17 protein-coding genes are annotated in these 17,811 nt (G+C 64.0%); 9 read left to right on the forward strand and 8 right to left on the reverse strand.

Annotated features, from left to right (window positions below; genetic code table 11):
• Positions 1 to 103 precede the first annotated feature (103 nt).
• Both MUG94_RS01205 and MUG94_RS01210 read left to right on the forward strand, forming a co-directional pair.
• Complete coding sequence (locus MUG94_RS01205) at positions 104 to 445, forward strand: PadR family transcriptional regulator (RefSeq protein ID WP_227892515.1); 342 nt, start codon at positions 104 to 106, stop codon at positions 443 to 445.
• Positions 442 to 915 carry an HAAS signaling domain-containing protein gene (locus MUG94_RS01210; protein WP_227909151.1) on the forward strand — a complete coding sequence of 158 codons (474 nt, stop codon included), beginning with the start codon at positions 442 to 444 and terminating at the stop codon, positions 913 to 915. The genes MUG94_RS01205 and MUG94_RS01210 overlap by 4 nt, the downstream gene beginning before the upstream one ends.
• Position 916: 1 nt before the next feature.
• Here the strand turns inward: MUG94_RS01210 and MUG94_RS01215 are convergent, their stop codons facing one another.
• A complete protein-coding gene (locus MUG94_RS01215) occupies positions 917 to 2,773 on the reverse strand; it encodes an AfsR/SARP family transcriptional regulator (RefSeq protein ID WP_227909150.1) in 1,857 nt (618 codons plus the stop codon).
• Between the two features lie 50 nt (positions 2,774 to 2,823).
• Here MUG94_RS01215 and MUG94_RS01220 point away from each other — a divergent pair, with 50 nt between their 5' ends.
• On the forward strand, positions 2,824 to 3,684 hold the full coding sequence (locus tag MUG94_RS01220) for an SDR family NAD(P)-dependent oxidoreductase (protein ID WP_227909149.1): 861 nt from the start codon (positions 2,824 to 2,826) through the stop codon (positions 3,682 to 3,684).
• A gap of 526 nt (positions 3,685 to 4,210) precedes the next feature.
• Positions 4,211 to 5,158, forward strand: a complete 948-nt coding sequence (bsh, locus tag MUG94_RS01225; protein WP_227909148.1) for a choloylglycine hydrolase — start codon at positions 4,211 to 4,213, stop codon at positions 5,156 to 5,158.
• 16 nt (positions 5,159 to 5,174) lie between these two features.
• On the opposite strand, the gene MUG94_RS01230 is transcribed toward bsh, so the two are convergent.
• Complete coding sequence (locus MUG94_RS01230; RefSeq protein ID WP_227909147.1) at positions 5,175 to 6,569, reverse strand: acetamidase/formamidase family protein; 1,395 nt, start codon at positions 6,567 to 6,569, stop codon at positions 5,175 to 5,177.
• A gap of 925 nt (positions 6,570 to 7,494) precedes the next feature.
• Here MUG94_RS01230 and MUG94_RS01235 point away from each other — a divergent pair.
• From MUG94_RS01235 to MUG94_RS01255, 5 genes are all read left to right on the forward strand, one after another.
• Positions 7,495 to 8,721, forward strand: coding sequence for a toxic anion resistance protein (locus tag MUG94_RS01235; RefSeq protein ID WP_227909146.1), 1,227 nt, complete (start codon positions 7,495 to 7,497; stop codon positions 8,719 to 8,721).
• Positions 8,722 to 8,723: 2 nt separating this feature from the next.
• On the forward strand, positions 8,724 to 9,524 hold the full coding sequence (locus MUG94_RS01240) for a hypothetical protein (protein WP_227909145.1): 801 nt from the start codon (positions 8,724 to 8,726) through the stop codon (positions 9,522 to 9,524).
• A gap of 386 nt (positions 9,525 to 9,910) precedes the next feature.
• Entirely contained in the window at positions 9,911 to 10,120 is a 210-nt protein-coding gene (locus tag MUG94_RS01245; RefSeq protein ID WP_227909144.1) for a DUF4177 domain-containing protein, read from the forward strand.
• A gap of 252 nt (positions 10,121 to 10,372) precedes the next feature.
• A complete protein-coding gene (locus MUG94_RS01250; RefSeq protein WP_227909143.1) occupies positions 10,373 to 10,570 on the forward strand; it encodes a hypothetical protein in 198 nt (65 codons plus the stop codon).
• Between the two features lie 82 nt (positions 10,571 to 10,652).
• The gene (locus MUG94_RS01255) at positions 10,653 to 11,201 is read left to right on the forward strand and encodes a hypothetical protein (protein WP_227909142.1); all 549 of its coding nucleotides are present in this window, start codon (positions 10,653 to 10,655) and stop codon (positions 11,199 to 11,201) included.
• A gap of 77 nt (positions 11,202 to 11,278) precedes the next feature.
• Here MUG94_RS01255 and MUG94_RS17175 read toward each other — a convergent pair whose 3' ends face one another.
• The 6 genes from MUG94_RS17175 to MUG94_RS01280 form a co-directional block, all read right to left on the reverse strand.
• A complete protein-coding gene (locus MUG94_RS17175; protein ID WP_258060171.1) occupies positions 11,279 to 11,407 on the reverse strand; it encodes a hypothetical protein in 129 nt (42 codons plus the stop codon).
• 216 nt (positions 11,408 to 11,623) lie between these two features.
• Positions 11,624 to 13,180, reverse strand: a complete 1,557-nt coding sequence (locus MUG94_RS01260) for an LTA synthase family protein (RefSeq protein WP_227909141.1) — start codon at positions 13,178 to 13,180, stop codon at positions 11,624 to 11,626.
• Positions 13,181 to 13,335: 155 nt separating this feature from the next.
• On the reverse strand, positions 13,336 to 14,409 hold the full coding sequence (locus MUG94_RS01265) for a DNA polymerase IV (RefSeq protein ID WP_479768615.1): 1,074 nt from the start codon (positions 14,407 to 14,409) through the stop codon (positions 13,336 to 13,338).
• 91 nt (positions 14,410 to 14,500) lie between these two features.
• Positions 14,501 to 15,523, reverse strand: a complete 1,023-nt coding sequence (locus MUG94_RS01270; RefSeq protein ID WP_227909140.1) for an NADPH:quinone reductase — start codon at positions 15,521 to 15,523, stop codon at positions 14,501 to 14,503.
• Between the two features lie 68 nt (positions 15,524 to 15,591).
• Positions 15,592 to 16,416: a histidine phosphatase family protein gene (locus tag MUG94_RS01275; protein ID WP_227909139.1), complete on the reverse strand. Its 825-nt coding sequence runs from the start codon at positions 16,414 to 16,416 to the stop codon at positions 15,592 to 15,594.
• 93 nt (positions 16,417 to 16,509) lie between these two features.
• Positions 16,510 to 17,799 carry a hypothetical protein gene (locus tag MUG94_RS01280; protein WP_227909138.1) on the reverse strand — a complete coding sequence of 430 codons (1,290 nt, stop codon included), beginning with the start codon at positions 17,797 to 17,799 and terminating at the stop codon, positions 16,510 to 16,512.
• Positions 17,800 to 17,811: the final 12 nt, after the last annotated feature.

Below are 17,811 nucleotides of genomic sequence, written 5' to 3' on the forward strand. Positions count from 1 at the left end.
AGCGGGGCCCTTCGGCGGTTTCCCCGCCAACACCGCGTCGGGGTGGACCAGGGGAATCCACGAGGGGTTGCATGCACTGCAAGCTACCGGTAGCGTGCAGTGCATGGCACCTACTACTGAATCGGTTCTGACGCAGCTTCGCAAGGGCACCGTGGACTATTGCGTTCTTGCGTGTCTGCGTTCCGGGGCCGCGTATGGGCTGGAGATTGCCGAGCGGCTCGGGGAAGGGAAAGTCCTGTTCGCCAGCGGCGGCACCCTCTACCCACTGCTTTCACGTCTACGGCAGCAGGGGTGGGTAACCACAACGCTGGAGCCATCGCCGGTGGGACCGCCCCGCCGCTATTACCACCTCACCAATGAGGGCGAGAGCGCTCTGCAGGTCTTTACCCAGACGTGGAACCTGTTTGCCGCGGATGTCACCACCATGATCAAGGAGACTTCATGAATACCACTGAACCGATGCCGGCCCTCTTGGAGGCGTACTTCGCCGACCTCGATCGGGCGCTGATCGGAACCGATGAGCGGGAACGCGCCGAGACGGTCCAAGCGATGCGCGAGCACGCGGCCGAGATGCTCCACCGGCATGGAGTCTCGGAGAAGACCGCTGAACGCGTGATCGGCGACTTCGGGCCCGTGGAGCAGATTGCCGCCGCCGCCACTTCCACGCCCGCCCCGGCGTCCGCACCGGCCCCGACGCGTTCCTGGAGCGACATCTGGCTGCTCGTGGGCTCCATCGTGAGTCTTCTGTTCTATGTTTTCCCCTTGTTTGGCATCGCGATGCTCATCTGGGCGATCCTGAGAATCAGGCGCACCAGCGGGAACCGGACGCTGCAGAAGGCGGCCTTGTGGGTCTCTGGTGTGTCGGTCGCGTTCTCGATCGGGATGTTCATCAGCCACGCCCTTCACGCCCTCTGACCTAAGCCAGCATCAGCCGAATCGATCCAAGGTCGACGGCGGCGCTGCCGGCGGCGCGCTCGCCCGCCGCCGGCAGAAGGGCGGCGTGCGCGCGGCGGGCCATGGTGGGGTTACCGGATTCGATCGCAGCCAGCCCGATGAGGGACCACGACACTTCAAACAACAGGTCCCGCGGAGGCTCCGGCACCACGTCGACAGCCGCACTTGCCTCCACCAGCCGGCCTCCGCGCGCCAGGAGCAGCGGCCGTACCCACGGTTCAACGGGGCCGAAGTTCCCGTCCGGAAGCTCCGTGCCGTTCCGCACCGCAGCGGTCAGCTCCGCCAGGGCGGGCAGACCCGTCCGAAACCCGGGCATCTCGTCTCCGGCGGGCGGAAGAGGGCCCTGCAGGAAGGTCCACCGGAACCAGGCGGTGAAGACGGTTGCCAGGTGTCGGTCGTAGCGGGCGGCGAGGGCATCTATAAGGTCCGCTTCGCGGGAGGCAGCATCAATGTCGTCCAGCGCGCAGAGCGCCTGCATCCGGATTAGCCGGCCCTGGATCTCGAACGTCGGCAACTCCGCTTCCACAGCCAGCGCAACGATCTCAGTCCCAAGGGCCTCCCGTGCACCAGCCAGCCCGGCTGTCGAGAACGTCTGCTGGTACTTAGCGCTGAGGGCAAAACACAGCAGAGCGGGATCGTTCAGCTTCCGGGCAATCCGTTCGGCCTCGGCCGCTTCCGCTAGCCGGTCCGCGGTGCCCCGGGACTCCATGGCAATAGTGGCTAGCAGCCTTGCCCGCACCCGTGCCGACGTCCGCGGCGGCAGGACCTTCAAGGTCCGCACGGCGGCGTCCACAATCGCCGCCGACTGGACCGGATCATCCGAGCGGGTCCAACTCCCCGGTACCTCAAAGCCGCCGATGACCCGCGCCGCCAGCTCCGGATCGCCGAACTGCTCCGCCGCAGCGATTGCAGCCATCCGCTGCTCGGCCGCCAGCTGGACCGACCCGGATACCGCCAGCACGGGAAGCAGCTGCGCCACTCCCTCGAGCTGGGCACGCTCGCCGGTTCGCCCAGCGGCGGCGACGGTCCGCGCCAGGAGGGAGGCGCCGTCGTCGGGCCCAAGATCCAGCGAGGGATCGTGGCTCAGGATGCGCTGCTCGAGCTTGGCCAGCGGGGCCCCGGGATCGAGGCCCAGATCGTGCCGCAGAGTGGAGCGGGCCCGGGACAGCAGAGCGAGGGCATCGGCCTGGCGTGCGCAGCGGTAGAGGGCCAGGGCGAGCAGTCGCCAGCCTTCCTCCCGCCACGGGTGCTCGCCGATATGGGCGTCGAGCAGAGCCAGGACATCCTGCGGGCGGCCGAGTTCCAACCGGGCGGAGGCTAGCTGCTCAACCGTGGCCGCCCGGAGTTCGGCAAGCCGCGCCCTTTCGGCTGTGGCCCAGGAGCGGGTGCTGAATTCCTCGAACGGACTGCCGCGCCACTCCTCGAGGGCGGCGGTCAGGGCGCGCTCGCGGGCGTCAAGGCCCAGTCCCGCCGCGCTCTGGAGACGTTGTTCCACCCGCCAGAGATCGACGTCGTCGTCCGGGAGGCGGAGCGCATAGCCGTCACTGGTGGTGAGCAGGACTGCCGGGGGAGTGCGGGGCGGGCGGTCCGGTTCGAGGAGACGGCGCAGCTCGCCGATGAAGGTGCGGACGGCGCCCACGGCTCCGGGCGGGGCGTCCTCCCACAACTCGTCGATCAGCCGCCGGGTGGACACCGTCCTGCCGCGGGCGGCGACGAGGATGCCGAGAAGCTCGCGTTGCCGTGCCTTGGACAGGCGGAGCGGGGTGCCCGCGTGCTCGGCGCCGACAGGGCCAAGAACGCGGATCCGCAGTTTATTCACCTGCTGATTCTAGTGCGCTGATCGGGCGCTGATCCGGCTGTGGAATCGTCATGCGAAGCCGCGCCGGAAGGCCCGACGCCGGCAACGGCCGCGTTCCGCGCGGCAGGAAAGGCAGCACCATGGATCTGCAGCTCATCGGGAAAACGGCATTCATCAGCGGTTCCACGCAGGGAATCGGCTACGCCGTGGCCACCATGCTGGCCCGCGAGGGCGTAACCGTGACACTTCACGGCCGGGATGCCGCGAAGCTTGCCGCCGCCGTCGAGACGCTGCGGCGGGAGGTGCCGGGATCCTCTGTGGACGGCATCGCAGCTGACTTCGCGGTGCCCGAGCAGGTGGAGCGGCTGTGCGCGGAACTGGCCGACGTCGACATCCTCATCAACAATGTTGGCCTGTTCGAGCTGAAGCCGTTTGAGGACATCTCAGCCGAGGAATGGCGCCGGTATTTTGAGGTGAACACCCTCAGCGGGGCACTGCTCGCCCAACGGCTGATGCCGGCCATGCTGGCACGGGGCTGGGGCCGGATCGTCTTTATCAGCAGTGAATCCGGCGTCAACGTGCCCGCTGACATGATCCACTACGGTGCGTCCAAGGCGGCCATGATGGCGGTGGGCAACGGCCTGGCGAAGCTCACCCGGGGGACCGGCGTGACAGTGAACTCGGTGCTGGGCGGACCCACGTATTCCGACGGCGTCGCCGCCACAGTGGAAGGCATCGCCGCTGCCACCGGGCAGTCCGTCGCCGACATGAAGCAGGCCATTATCGGGGCCAACCAGACCTCGCTGCTGGAGCGGTTCATCGAGCCCGAAGAGATCGCCGCTATGGTGACCTTCCTGGCCAGCCCGCATGCATCCGCGACGAACGGATCCGCCGTGCGCGTGGACGGAGGCGTGCTGACGAGCGTGGTGTAGGTCCACCTGAACGTATCGTTGGAGCCCAAGGCAGGCACGAATATTTTAGCGGCCTGCTTCCTTAGTCCATTGAGGAGAGGATGCACCCACGGTGCTCAAGGTTAAGCCCATGGCTTGCGTAGCCATCGCGTAGGGAACGGCGCCAACTACGAGTCGGCGAAACCCTCCGATTGGTACCACGAGGTGGCGTTCAGTGTGGTGACGGACTGCGTCAAACACCCAGAGGATCACGTCTTGGTGCGGTCCAAGTACGACCCCCGGTACGGCACCAGCGCCACGTACTATGACGTCGAGGCGGAGCGGGAAGACCCTGCAGACTGGACCCAGTTAGAGCTGTCAACGGACGTCAAACACTAGGGAGCGGGACGTCCGGCATCAGACGGGCTGCCTGCCGGGCGGTGCGTGCCGCAGGCACTGCCTCATTTGCGCGCACTGAGTCCGGTTTAGCGGGAAGACACTGCCGTCGTTCCCGGGCCCGGCCTAACCTGAAACGGAGGGCTTTTCGACAGCAGAGGGAGCATCAAATATGTGCACAGGCATCAGATTTTCGGACGGCAGCGGCAACCTCTATCTGGCCCGCAACCTCGACTGGACCTCCGACTTTGGGGAGCGGGTGGTGGTGACGCCCACCGGATACGCCACAAAATCGCCGTTCGGCGCGGTGCCGAGTATCCGGCACGCGGTGATTGGCATGGGCATCGTGCAGGAGGACACGCCGCTCTATTTCGACTGCGGCAACGACGCGGGCCTGGCTGTTGCCGGCCTCAACTTCCCGGGCTACGCGGAGTACGCGCCGGAGGCGGTTGAGGGTGCGTTGAACGTTGCCGCGTTCGAGTTCCCGCTTTGGGTGGCCTCGCAGTTCGCCAGCGTTGACGAGGTCGAGGCAGCGCTCGCCAACGTTGTTATTGTCGACAAACCAATTAACGAAAAGTACCCAAGCTCGCTGCTGCACTGGATCATTGGCGACTCGAAACGCGCCATCGTCGTGGAGTACACGAGCGACGGCATGCACGTCTTCGACGATGACGTCGACGTCCTGGCCAACCAGCCCGGCTTCGGCTGGCACCACGAAAACCTGCGCAACTACCTCAATGCATCACCCGACTTCCCCGAAAAAATTGTGCTCAACCGGGCGGACCTGGTCCCGTTCGGCTCCGGGTCACTGATGCGGGGGATTCCCGGTGACTATTACTCGCCGTCGCGGTTTGTGCGGGCGGCCTACGTCCACGCGCACTATCCGGACAAGACGACCGAGGAAGAGAATGTCAGCCGCGCCTTCCATACCCTGCAGCAGGTGGCCATGGTGGAAGGCAGCGCGGCCATGGGATCGGGCGAGTATGAGAAGACCACCTACACCGGGCTCTTTTCCTCCCGAACGATGACCTACTACTGGAACACCTACGATGACCCGGCGGTTCACAGCGTGGCAATGGCCGACCATGCGGCCGACGGAACGGACCTTGTGGTGGTCTAACACTTCGCCGGAACCGTCAGTTGAAGTCCGCCTTGCGGATCAGCCCGTGGACACCCACGGTCCGGTCCACCACCTGGGATACGGCGAAATCGGCGGCCGCCGACAGATAGGCGTAAGCAACGGCCCGGTCCATGCCTTTTTCCTGCTCGAGGAAGTCCAGCGCATTCACCACGGCGCGCCGCATGGCCACATTCAGGTCGCTGCTCACGCCGCCGTCGCCCAGACCGTCGGGGTCGGACAGCCCGATGGGAATCCATGCCTCCGCCGTTTCCCCGAACGGATACCGGTGGGCCAGTTCCGGAGCGTCACCTGCCCCGGGCTTGCATACGGTCAGCCGGAAGGTGCCGCGCAGTGACCCTTCCATCGCGGTCAGGGCCACCTCGCCGTCGCCCATGCCCATGTGCGGATCGCCCACATAGAAGAGGGCGCCGTCTGCCTTCACCGGCAGGTAGAACGTGGACCCCGGCCCGAGGTGGCGGATGTCGATGTTGCCGCCGCCGAGGGTGGGCGGTACCGAGTTGGCTTCCGGATCGGTTAGTCCGCTGCTTTCTGCGAAGGCCACGCCCATCATGCCCATGAACGGGCGCAGCGGAAAACGCACCTTCATGTCGCCGCTGGTCATCACACCTTTGCCGTCCTCGATCGCGGTGAAGACGGAGACATTGTGATAATCCGTCGGGATGCCGGAGGCGCGGTTGTCCAGGGCTGCCGGCGGCATGACTTCCTCCAGCGTGATGCCCTCCGGCGCCGCCGGACCTTTCTGCACGGCCAGGGAACCCTTGCCGTGCCGGCTGGACACGACGCCGTACGGCACCCGGGGCACGGCGGCGAGGGTCTCGATTTTCAGCACGTCGCCGGGTTCCGCCCCTTCCACCGAGACAGGGCCGGTGACCACGTGCGGTCCGTCGGTGTCAAAGTTCCGCGGGGTGCGGCTGTAGTCCGCGGCGATGTCGACGGCGTCCTGCAGCACCCCGTCCTTGTCCACACCGTGACCGGCGAAGAAGGACAGCGGATCCCGTCCCTGGTCTTCCAGAATTCCTTCGTGCGAGAGGGCATCGATGGTGATGGTTTGGCCTGACTTCATCCGCATGACCGGCGTCGCATGCACCGTTGGAACGTAGCCCCACAACACGTCCCCGGGTGTGGAGGCAAGGTAGTGGTCGCCGGGGATGTCTCCGGTATTCGGCTGCAGGATCTGCCCCGGCTGAGCGTCGGAGGGGCTGGCAGTGGCTGTGCCGGCAACCCCACCCGTGCCGGAAGTCCCCGCGGTGGAACCCGCCGTGGCCTGGTTCGTGCATCCGGTGGTGACGGCCAGAGCGCCAAGACCAGCCGCAGCTCCGAGGAATCCTCTGCGGCCCAGCCCTTTGGTCAGCACTTCGGCGGCTTCGCGGCCGATCAGCATTCTGTTCATCGTGTCCTCCTGTAGCTCGTGCCATCAAGCTAGTCAGCCGGAGTTTCAGCGCTGTTTCAGGCGGATGAACGGGATGTGCGGCCCCCGTTCTGAACGACGACGTCATCATCAGCCCCCGGAGCCCCAGCCAAGGCGGCTGGGGCCGACGTCGTCGTCCTCGTTTCACCGATTCATCATGGACAGCGGGAGGTATGCGCTGACGATTCGATTGGGAGCGTCCACAACCTCGCTGATTTTCAGGGCCACGATGACCGAGGACAGCAAATACGGTTCGATGCCGTAGGTGAAACACAGGTGCTCAATATGTGCCGGAGTGCGTTTCGGGCTGCTTCAAGAAGGTCGGGTCCCACTCCTGTGGTGGCGTAGTAACCCTGGTCCTCGATTCCGGGCCGGAGTGGTCCCGAGGCTTGGAATTGCGCCCTCCCGTGCGTAGGGGACTATGCGGACGGTCCAGACGCTTTCAATGTAACTGGTCAGGCCAGTACAGCGACGCTATCGGCCCGGAGGTCAGGGGCCAACGATAGGTTGTCGGACTACTGGCCTGTACCGGACTACCGACCTGTAAATGGACGGAAGGAACTTTATGCCACCTGAGCAGCCTCTCTTGTTGTTGTCGCCGCGACAATCACATTGTGGTTCTGGTTCTCGTGCGCCGGTTTAGCAAGTCCAATGCCGGAAAACACCCACCGGCAACCAAGGGCAAGTGGTTTGAGGTTCGACACCGGTAGGGAGTTGAGAGCCTGAATGGTGCTGTTCGGTCCCTGAAATTTGCGGCAGAATTTGCCTGAATCGCCGCAACGCGCACGGTTGGAAATGGCGGACAGCTGGGATCATCCCGGACGTCGGGATAAACAATGACCATTCCGACGCAAACTATAGGCAGCACAGCTAGACTGCAATTCTTCCCAAACCCCAAGGAGTAAACGTGTCTAATCCGCTGGACCTCAGCAACGCCCAATACGCAGAGGTGGAAAGCCCTCTGGTGTTGGAGCCGCCAAAGCCTGTGGTTGAGGTCGTGGTTCACGAGCCGGAAAAGGTTGGCGGCATGGTTCTAGTCGACGCCGAGGCCCAGAAGAAGCATGCTGCGACCGCCAAAAGCTTCCTTGATGACCTGCTGGCTACGCCGCTGCAAAGCCCAGACTTCCAGACAAAGCTGGCACAGCTGATTCGTCTGGGTGAGGGCACGATGCAACAGGCCAGCACTGCGTCCAACCGTATGCTGAAAAGGCCCGCAGCGGCGCTCGCGGCGACTGGCGATGACCCCGCATCGCGGACGGGCAAGACCCTTGTGGAACTCCGGCAAATCGTGACGGAGTTGGATCCAAAGCGCCACGATCTGACCGGGAAGAAGCGCATCTTGAGGTTTCTCCCCGGGGGCGACGCCATCCAGCGGTACTTCATGAAGTATGAGTCCGCTCAGGCGCAGCTCGATGCCATCACCAAAGCACTTAAGGGTGGGCAGGATGACCTGCGGCAGGACAACGCGGCCATCCAGACAGAGCGCGACGCCCTCTGGGAAGCAATGGGGCACCTCGCGAATTATGCCGTACTGGCGAACCACCTCGGGGACGGTCTTGAGCAGCGAATCTCGGACCTCAGAAACCAAGGCAAAACGGATGAAGCAGGCACGTTGGAAGCTGATGCTCTCTTTTACGTCCGCCAGCGGCATCAGGACCTTTTAACCCAGATGGCAGTATCCATCCAGGGCTATCTGGCTCTCGACGTGGTCCGGAAGAACAATTCGGAGCTTATCAAGGGTGTGGACCGCGCGCTCGGAACTACCCTGGCGGCTTTGCGGGTCGCTGTGATAGTCGCCCAGGCACTGGCGCAGCAGAAGATCGTGCTGGCCCAGATCGATGCCCTCAACTCGACGACGGCAGACATGATTGTCTCCACTTCAGAGCTCCTGCGTTCCCAGGGCACCGCCATTCACCAGAACGCATCCAAGGCGACCCTCGACCCCGCCAAGCTGCAACAGGCTTTCGACAATGTGTTCCAGGCCATGGATGAGGTTGACCGGTACAGGGCAGAAGCGGCCCAGTCCATGAAGCAGACGGTGCAGGTGCTTCAGGGGCAGGTCAGTCGCGCCCAGCTACAGCTGGAGCGCAGTCACTCCTCTGATGCTTCCGCCACCCAAACCCTGAAGGGATAGCGATGTCACGTCTCACGCTGGGCAACGTCGTCAAAGTGACGCTTGTGGTGCTGTTTTTTTACTTCGTCGTTCTCTTGGTGCTTCTGATCGGAATACGCAGGAAGAAACCGAAAGTCATCCTGGAGGGGGCCCTTTACGTTGCGCTCTTTATTGCTGCCTTCTCCATCCCCAGCGACAGTGGGTTCTCCACCGCAGCGGCTTTTATAGGTCTCGGGACTATGGCCGTATCAGCCGTGCGGGGCTATATGCTTCGTGACCTGTGGTTGCACCGGAGAGGCCGGGGGCGGCAGCCTGACATTACGGTTCAGGCCAATGTGCCCAGCCAACCTGTTGACCCGTCGTACGCAGCGCCGACGGTGCCGGCAAGAGACGATCTGTCATCCGCTTTGGCGTGGGTAGCCTCGCTTGCCAAGCACAGTAAGAACCAGCTTCCGGCTGATGCGTACGTGATCGTTTTGGAAACTTGTCAGACGCTTGACGCGGTTATCGACGCGGAAACGCGGCAGCCCTCGGGGGACGCCCGGTTTGAATATGAGTTGGCGGCTGTAGTGCGAGAGTATCTGCCGGCTGTTCTTCGCGGTTACCTTGCCATTCCGCCAAGCATGGTGGGCAACCGACAGCCGAACGGAAGAACCCCCAACGAGGAACTGGTTGAGCAATTGCAGCTCCTGTCAGGACAAGCAGAGGCGCTTCATTCCAGCCGCCACAGCCATACCTCAGCCGAGCTGACAAGCACGGGTAACTTCCTGAGAGAGCGGTTTGGCCACCATCAGCGCGATGGATTCGACTTCGGCATTAAGTAGGACCAGACGCGCTGGTTCTACTTACGAGCAGGGAAGCGGCCGTTACCTGAAGTCAGCTTTGCGGATCAGCCCGTGCATGCCCACGGTTCGGTCCGCCACCTGGGACACGACGACCGTTCTGGCCGGAATTATCGGAATGGCCAAGGAACTCAACATCACGCTGCTGGCCTAAGGCATCGAGACGGGGCGGAGTTCAGAGTTCTCAGGGCAGCGGGCATCGGCCTCTTCCAGGGTTATTGGTTTGCAAAGCCAGCCTTTGAGGAGCTTTCGCGCGTATGTTTTGGGTCAGCTCCGATGTCGCCGCAAACATTAGTCTGACCGAATATATTCATTAGTTGACGGAGTGGAGTTTCGCTCCATCCACCGAAAAAGGAAAGGAATCGTCAATGCCGAACTACGTCGTCTTGCAGGTAATCCTCAAAGAGAAACTTCTGGGAACGGGGTCGGGCAACCTGACCTCCCTTGAGAAGGCCATCAATGACCAGGCTGAGAAGGGTTACCGGCTCCATACGATTACCACCTCCAGCAGCGGGAGCAAGGGATTCGGAGGAGGTGACCGCATTCAGGCAACAATGGTGTTCGAAAGCCTCAGCTAACCGCGCAGCCGTCAGATTGTTGACCTACGGATCAGAGGAGCTTTGTGGAACCGGGAACCGCTCTTTTTATTGTTATGGTCGCGACGATTGCATTTGTTGTTGTGGCACTTTTGCTCCTGAATAGGTTCAAGAAAACCAACTCAGGCAAATATCCACCCGCCTCTGAAGGTAAGAGGTTTGAGATTCGACGATCTCCAAATAGATGAGACCGCGTTGCTGGACGCCCCAAAACTCCCCGGTTAGGCTCCCTTCATGGGGACTAAATCAGACCAGACACGCAAAACACAGCCCAGCTTGGCAGTGCCGGCGGTGTACTGCCTGATCATCATCGGCCTTGGACTGTGGGTAAGTCTGGCCACGGGCGAGTGGATCGCCATGGTTTGCGCCGCCGGTCTGTTGGTGCTGCCGGTGCGCGGTTACAGCAATCGGCGTTCCAAGGAATCCAAGTAGGCTGTCCTTCTCCGGTCAGCTAAGCTACCTGAGGCCGCGGCGAACCCGCCGCGCGCAATAGTTTTAGCTTTTTGGGGGAAGCATGTCCGAGAAAACGGCGCAGAACGCCAACCACAGTTCCAATGCACCCGGCGGTCCGGGGACGGCTTTAGCCGCACCGGCACGCGCCAAGACCGTGGAGATTGCCTTTTGGCTGCTGCTTGCTTCGGCAGCTGCCGTACTGATCCGGATCCCGGTGGCAATCAGTGTCCTGAACACAGACGAGTTCAAGACCAGGCTTGAGGAAACTTTCGGCGCGTACGTCATCGTGCCCAACTGGATTTCCTCGGAAAGCTCAGGGTATGTGTGGTCCGGCATCATCACCGCCGTAGTCCTTGCAGCGATTGCCGTCCTGGTCCGCATGGGGCTTGGCTGGCCCCGGTTTGTGCTCATCGTGGTTACCGTCCTGACGGCGCTGAACATGCGCGTGCAGTTCACGCAGGAGCCGGTGGTCATGGCTGCAGCGTGGGTGACGCTTGCTGCGGTCCTGCTGATGCTCGCAGCCACGGTTTTGCTCTTCCTGCCGCAGGCGGGAGCCTACTTCAAGTCGCGCGGACAGTACCGGAAGGACAGGACGCTTAGTCGGGCCTGACGCGCCAGCAGGCGGCTAATCCGCGGAAGACAAAGCGGGCCATCCCTCAACGGGGATGGCCCGCTTTTGCGTGTTCGCTACTTCTGGTCGTCGTCTTTGTTGCCGTCCATTTTGTCTTTGACCTTGTCCTTGGCCTGATCAACCTGCTCCGGGTGATCCTTGGCCGCGTCCTTCGCCTTGTCTGCCATTCCGCCCAAATCAGCCATGAGATTTTGCCTTTCCTTCGAGGTCCAAGGCAGCACAGTGAGCGGCCTCGGTCTGACACGCCCCATCCTCCACCCGGGGAGCGTCGAGTACCACCCCCGTCGGGCTATCTCTTCAAGGGGCTCCGGCGCGCAGCTCATCTCCGGCGCAACTGCGTGCGCAGCAAGCCGGCAACCCGGCACGTGATGATGGTTCCGGTGAAGCGCAGCGAACGAACGCTACTGCGCGTCGACCTTGCCCGCCCACGCCTGGGCGTAGAACAGCGGGGAGTTCGAGTCCAGCAGTTCGCCATAGGCGCCGGGGTCCAAAGCCTGGGCCGAATCGGCCGGTATCCCGGGCGCGAAGGCGGATACACCCAGTCCGGCCTGGGAATCCTGCAGCGTCAAACCTGCCGCTTCCAGAATGGTGGGAAACATGCTCAGCTGGTCCGTGCCGGGCCGCTGGGCAATGGTCTTGTCCTGGCCCGGAACCCAGATCCGGTTGAAGATGGTGCGGTTCTCGTGGAAATCCAGCTGCTCGTGGAACGCGTCGCCGGCGCTCATGTGCTTGAGGTGGTCGCCCATGATCACCACGGCGGTGTCCTCGAGGTAACCCATATCCTTCATGTGGTTCACGAAGCCGGCCACCTGGGTCATGGAGCAGTCAAAGACGGACGTGACCCGCTCCTGGGTATCTACGTTGCAGTAGTCGTACACGTGCACCGGCTCGTGGGTGTCCAGCGTCAGCACGGAGAGGTTGAACGGCTGACCCGTGGTTTCCGCCTCCGCGTGCAGCTCATCGACCTTGTCCTTGGCATTGGCCATGAGGCGTTCGTCGCTAAGGCCCCAGTCGGGCCGGAAGTTCTCCTCCGGTTCGCCGGCGTCGCGCCAGTCAGCGAGCCCCTTCACTTCGGAGTAACCGTGGCTGGTCAGGAAGGTGTCTTTCGCGGCGAAGGAGGAACTTGCGCCGCCCATGAAGACACTGGTGTAGCCCTGCCCGTCCAGGACATCACCCAGGCAGGTTATTCCTCCCAGATAGGTGTCGGCGTCTTCGTCGACTGCGGTTGAGGATCCGCTGTCCGCACCGAAACCGGCGCCTTTCAAGGGAACGCCGCACTGCGTCGACGCCAGACCTGCCATGGTCCAGCCCCCGCCCTTGTACTGCTGCAGGTTGTCGACGCTCTGCCAACCCTCTTCGGCTGCGGTGGCTGCCTTGAGCGGAATGAAGGCGTCCTTCTCGAACAGCTGGTCATCCTCGAGGGTCGCCTCGCCGGACTCCAGATAGATCAGCACCAGGTTGTTCTTGCCCGAGTCGCCGGTGACGGTTGGCGCCGCATAAAAATCGTCGACGTCGTACGCGGACTTCCCCGCCTTGATGTAATCTCCCATGCCCACCGTGGTGGCGAAGGAGGTGGTGCCGCCGACGACGACGGCGGACACCAGCAGCGTGGAAACGCTGCGCATAATCCATTGCTTGCGGCGGGTAGGCATCCCCTCGCCGGAGATGCGGCGTTTACGGTGCCGCATATGCCGCCACAGGGCAATCAAAAGGGTGATGAGCAGAGGCGCGACGCCGACTGCCAGGATGCCCGTCCAGACGAGGGATCCGCCGCCGCCGTCGGTTTCCACGGAAACGAGGTTCAGGAGCATCTGGCCCACGGAGATGTTGCCCCAGTAGAAGCGGATGCCGGCAGCGGCGATAAGGAGCGCAAGGCCCGCCCAGATCAGGACGTAGACCAGGATGTGTCCGACGACGACGCCGACGCGTCGGCTGACAGAACGTACCCGGTCAGACATGGCACTCCCTTCGATTTCCCGATGCCCCGCGTTTATGCCGGGCACTCTTGACAAACACCCGTGTTCGGGTCCATAGAAGACTAGTACCGATGCGCTGCCCGTTCAACCACGATGACCCGTAAGTAACCAGTTGCACACGCACTGCGGGGCTCCAGTCACCACCCGCCGCGGGTGGGTGTATGGCCCTTCCGTGCGTCGTCGGGCATGGCCATTTCGGCGCGGAGTCCCAATAGGCGGATGGGCCGGCCGGCCTCGATGGCACCCGCCAGGTCCAAGGCCCGGGCCAGGACTTCGTTGCCGTCGAACGTTTCGGGGATTTTCCGTGCGTGGGTCTTGGTGGTGAACGGCGCGTACCGGACCTTGAGGGTGAGCCCGATGACCGGCCGCCCCTCGGCAGCCACGTCCAGGAGGACGTTCGCGGCCAGTTCCCGGATGGCGTCGTCCACCTCTGCGGGGGTGGTCAGGTTCTGCTGGAAGGTGGTCTCCCGGCTGTGTCCGCGGGCCACCCACGGGGTGTCATCCACCTCGGCGGACCCGTCTCCGCGGCCAAGTTCTGCATACCAGGGGCCCATTTTGGGGCCGAACTCCGGGACCAGCGACTGGGGGTCGGTTGCCGCAAGCTCGGCAACAGTGCCAATGCCCAGCTTCGCCAACCGGCCCGAGATCTTAGACCCGACGCCCCACAGCTCCTTGGTGGGCCGGTTGCCCATGACGTCCAGCCAGTTCTCCGCAGTAAGGCTAAATACGCCGGCCGGCTTGCCGAGGTCGGTGGCGTTCTTGGCCCGGATCAGGGTGTCACCGATGCCCACGCTGCAGTGCAGCTGGGTCTGCTCCAGGACGGCGGCCTGAAGGTTTCGGGCGTAGGCGCCCGGATCCCCGGTTTCCACGCCGACGAACGCTTCATCCCAGCCCAGGACCTGCACGACGGCGCCGGGCTGGCCGCGCAGGGTGGCCATTACGACGTCGGACGCCGCCAAATAGGCGTCGCGGTCCACTGGCAGGAACACTGCGTCGGGCACCTTCCGGGCCGCAACCCGCAGCGGCATGCCCGATCCCACGCCGAAAGCCCGTGCCTCATAGGAGGCAGTGGACACCACGGCCCGTTCCGTCGGGTCACCCCGCCCGCCCACGATCACCGGCAGGCCCGCCAGTTCCGGGCGCCGCAGCACCTCGACCGCCGCAATGAATTGGTCGAGGTCAACGTGCAGCACCCACGGGTTTCCGCTCACGCGACCAGTGTGCCCCAAACGGTCCTGACAGTCATCGGTGGAACCCCGGACGGTTCAGCCTTCAAACAACAGGGCTGAACCAACGCGGGTGTTAGACGATCTCGTCGGCGACGCGGATCAGGATCTTGCCGGTGGTGCCGTTTTCGACGGCGTCATGCGCGGCAGCGGTTTCCTCCAGCGGGAACCAGGTCAGCGGCAGTCCGGCGGATTCGCCAACGGGCAGGACGCCGTCGTGCAGTGCAGCCGTGATGTCCTCCGCCGCGGCATGCTGGGCCGCTTCCCCGACCGTGTAGATGAGTACGCCCTGCCAGCGGACGTTCTTCGCAAAGCTGGCCACGATGGGTGCCGTGAATTCTTCGCCGTTGTTGTTCGCGTAGTAGGCGACGCTGCCGTGGTTGGCAATGACGGCCACGTCCAGCGCAGCGTTCTGGGCGGGGGAGACCTCCACAATCTGGTCCACGCCGTCGGGTGCGATCTCGCGGATGCGGTCCGCCTCGGCGTCGTCCGGGTAGCGGACAATGTGGTGGGCTCCGGCGGAGCGGGCGAGCTCCGCCTTGGCATCGTTGCTGACTGTCGCGATGACGGTGGCGCCGGCCCAGACGGCGAGCTGGATCGCGGCGTGGCCCACGGCTCCGGCGCCGCCCTGAACCAGGACCATGCGTCCGGCGAGGGTGCCCGGAGCCAGCCGTGACGGCCCAAATTCGTGGACGGTCAGGGCGCGGTGCGCGGTCATGGCCGGCACGCCCAGGCTGGCGGCGACGTCGAACCCGATGCCCTCGGGAAGCTTCACTGCGCGGTCGGCGGGGAGGATGGTGAATTCCTGGGCCGTGCCGGTCGGCCGGCCGTGGGCTGCGAGGTAGATCCACACCCGGTCGCCGGGCTGAAGGTCTGTGACGCCGTCGCCGACCGCGTCGATGACACCGGCGCCGTCCTGGTTCGGAACCACCTCGGGGAAGGCAAGATCGCCGGCGGCGCGGGCTTTCCAGTCCGTGGGGTTCACGCCCGAGACGGCGACGCGGACGCGCACTTCGCCGGGACCCGGGGCGGCAATGTCCCGGTCGACGGGTGTGAGGACGGACGAGGGGCCTGTGGCGGAGTACACGATTGCTTTCATGGGCGGTACAAGAGCCGCGGTCAGTGTTCTATTCCCTGCCCCTGACCCCGTCCCTGCCGTGGAACGGCTTAGTTCCCGAACGTGTCCTGGAAGAAATGCCGGTTTGTGTCCACCTTCTGCAGGAGCTGGCCGCCGGTCAAATATCTGCGGTCGAACTCTTCCCAGTCTCCAACGAACATGGTCCATTCCCCGTCCACCTGGACCGGCCAGCTGCGGCGTACCCGGTGGAGCTTTTCACCGACCTTTTCCGGATTGTCCGGGTCAGCGGAGGTGTACTGCAGGACGGTGCAGTTGTGGATTGTTTCGGCCTTGTCGGCATCGCGGTCCAGGAATTCTTCATCGCTCCAGCGTTCCAGGACCAGACGAGTCGCCCACATGAATTCCCCGTGGGTGACCATCAGGACGTTCTCGCGGGGGTTTTCGCGGTGCAGGGTGCTGAGAATGTTGCGCACCCGGTTTTCGGCAACGTTCGCGATGGATTCGCCGGCGGGAGGAGCCCAATAGAGCGGATCATTGTCGCGGTAGGCCGCATTCTGTGAGTACTTTCGCGCAAAATCCTGCTTCGACATGGAACCGATCTCACCCCAGGAGCGCTCACGGATGACACGGCTCTCTTCCCAGGACACGTCCAATCCGAGTATTGCGGCCGTTTCGCGGGCCCGGGTGTAAGTGGAGACAATGGCGCGGTCGAACTCAATCTGCTGCTCGGCATTCCAGGCCCCGGCCACCTTCGCCTGCTGCACTCCGAGTTCGGTCAGACGCCAGGAACGGTCCGGGACGGTCATGGTCTCTTCGGTGTAGAGGCTCTGATCGCCGGCTTTGGAGGCCTTCTGCATGACGTTCGCTTCGCTCTGTCCGTGGCGGACAAGGAAAAGGTTCCGGGGCATGACCATCGAGCAGGTACTCCTTTGTGATGCGGATTGATCCAGCCGTTAAATTCTATGAGGTTGGCTGCGGATGGCGCGGGGCTCCTGCATCGCGTGTCATCAGGCTGGACGGAGCACGGCAGGCTGTCGATCCTGCGGCCAGAAGCACCACACCAGCAGGGCAGCGGACACCAGCGGCGCAATGAACCCGGCCCCCGAAACAACGATCACGCCGATGAACGCTGCAGCGAGCCCGCCGCCCAGGGCTGCGCTGAGACGCAGCAGCGGAGGTCCCGGAACCAACTGCGCGAGGGGAAGGACAAACCCGAAGCCCAGCAGAATTCCGCCGATCAGCGTCAGCGGCCACTGCCAGGGATGCCCGACGCCGGCAAACTGGGCTGCCGCTTCGGACAGGAGGCCCCCGGAAACCAGCAGCACGGTCCAGTGGAGCACGCCGCCAACCCGCGGGAGAAGCACCATGCCCACCGCTGCGGTCAGCACGACGGCGTTGAGCGCCCCGGCAGCCAGGCCGAGGTTCATCGCCGCCGTGGAATCCGTCGCAAGATCGGACCAGGTGCTGCCGGACACCGCGAATACAATGCAGAGCAGACCAAAAATGAGCGTTCCGCCCGCAATGACTACGACGGCGGTGCGTGAGCTCCGGGAGGTGGGGAAGCGCGTGACGGGTTCTGCAGGACGCGCATCAGCCGGACGCCTACCGGTTGGCCACGGTCCGCGCGGGTGCGGGTCCGCCGGATTCTTCGACGGATACCCTGCAAGGGACCGTTCCGCGCTTCCCTCCTTTAGCGCCACAAACAGCAGCCCGGCTGCGGCAAGCGGAGCCAGCAGGTAAGCCACAAGGAACAGGACGAGAAGGGCCAACGCCGCCGGCGCCGCGAGCAGCAGGCTCTGTGCCGAGCGGTACGCGAGGGAACGGCGCGGACTCCACAGAGAGTTGACGGTAGGGAGGAGCGCCGCGGCACCGGCAACCACGGCTAACGCCAGAAGCGGCAAGGCTGCCGCCTCAAACCAGCTCAGGGGTACGCCCGCATCAGCGGCGGTGAAGCCGGCGGACCAACTGACAGCCGCCGTCGCCGCCAAACCCCACGCCGGCACGGCTGCCGCCACAGTAAACAGGGCTTCCGGAGCTGACAGCCGGCCGGACCGGTGGCTCAGCACCACAAGGGAACCCGTCAACGCCAAGGGTCCGAGGAACAGTGAGGCCAGGATGCGGACGATGTCGGCCCCCGGCCAGTAAAGAGCCCCGGTCAGTAGGATGCCCGCGGCCAGGAGGAAGGCAGCCAGAGAAACCGCTGCACACCCGGCCGCCCACTTGTACGTTGCGCGTCCGGCCAGGGCATCGGCACGCGCAGCCCACGTTTGCGCACGTGAGGGGCGGTTCGAGGTCATGTCGAACAACCT

Origin of the sequence: Arthrobacter gengyunqii (assembly GCF_023022985.1) — a bacterium.
Lineage (GTDB): Bacteria > Actinomycetota > Actinomycetes > Actinomycetales > Micrococcaceae > Arthrobacter_B > Arthrobacter_B gengyunqii.

Coding starts and splice junctions, on each gene's coding strand:
- MUG94_RS01270 (WP_227909140.1), bottom strand. CDS start 15,523: ATGAAAGCAATCGTGTACTCCGCCACAGGCCCCTCGTCCGTCCTCACA.
- MUG94_RS01280 (WP_227909138.1), bottom strand. CDS start 17,799: ATGACCTCGAACCGCCCCTCACGTGCGCAAACGTGGGCTGCGCGTGCC.
- MUG94_RS01205 (WP_227892515.1), top strand. CDS start 104: ATGGCACCTACTACTGAATCGGTTCTGACGCAGCTTCGCAAGGGCACC.
- MUG94_RS01275 (WP_227909139.1), bottom strand. CDS start 16,416: ATGGTCATGCCCCGGAACCTTTTCCTTGTCCGCCACGGACAGAGCGAA.
- MUG94_RS01255 (WP_227909142.1), top strand. CDS start 10,653: ATGTCCGAGAAAACGGCGCAGAACGCCAACCACAGTTCCAATGCACCC.
- bsh (WP_227909148.1), top strand. CDS start 4,211: ATGTGCACAGGCATCAGATTTTCGGACGGCAGCGGCAACCTCTATCTG.
- MUG94_RS01220 (WP_227909149.1), top strand. CDS start 2,824: ATGCGAAGCCGCGCCGGAAGGCCCGACGCCGGCAACGGCCGCGTTCCG.
- MUG94_RS01245 (WP_227909144.1), top strand. CDS start 9,911: ATGCCGAACTACGTCGTCTTGCAGGTAATCCTCAAAGAGAAACTTCTG.
- MUG94_RS01230 (WP_227909147.1), bottom strand. CDS start 6,569: ATGAACAGAATGCTGATCGGCCGCGAAGCCGCCGAAGTGCTGACCAAA.
- MUG94_RS01260 (WP_227909141.1), bottom strand. CDS start 13,180: ATGTCTGACCGGGTACGTTCTGTCAGCCGACGCGTCGGCGTCGTCGTC.
- MUG94_RS17175 (WP_258060171.1), bottom strand. CDS start 11,407: ATGGCTGATTTGGGCGGAATGGCAGACAAGGCGAAGGACGCGGCCAAG.
- MUG94_RS01210 (WP_227909151.1), top strand. CDS start 442: ATGAATACCACTGAACCGATGCCGGCCCTCTTGGAGGCGTACTTCGCC.
- MUG94_RS01240 (WP_227909145.1), top strand. CDS start 8,724: ATGTCACGTCTCACGCTGGGCAACGTCGTCAAAGTGACGCTTGTGGTG.
- MUG94_RS01250 (WP_227909143.1), top strand. CDS start 10,373: ATGGGGACTAAATCAGACCAGACACGCAAAACACAGCCCAGCTTGGCA.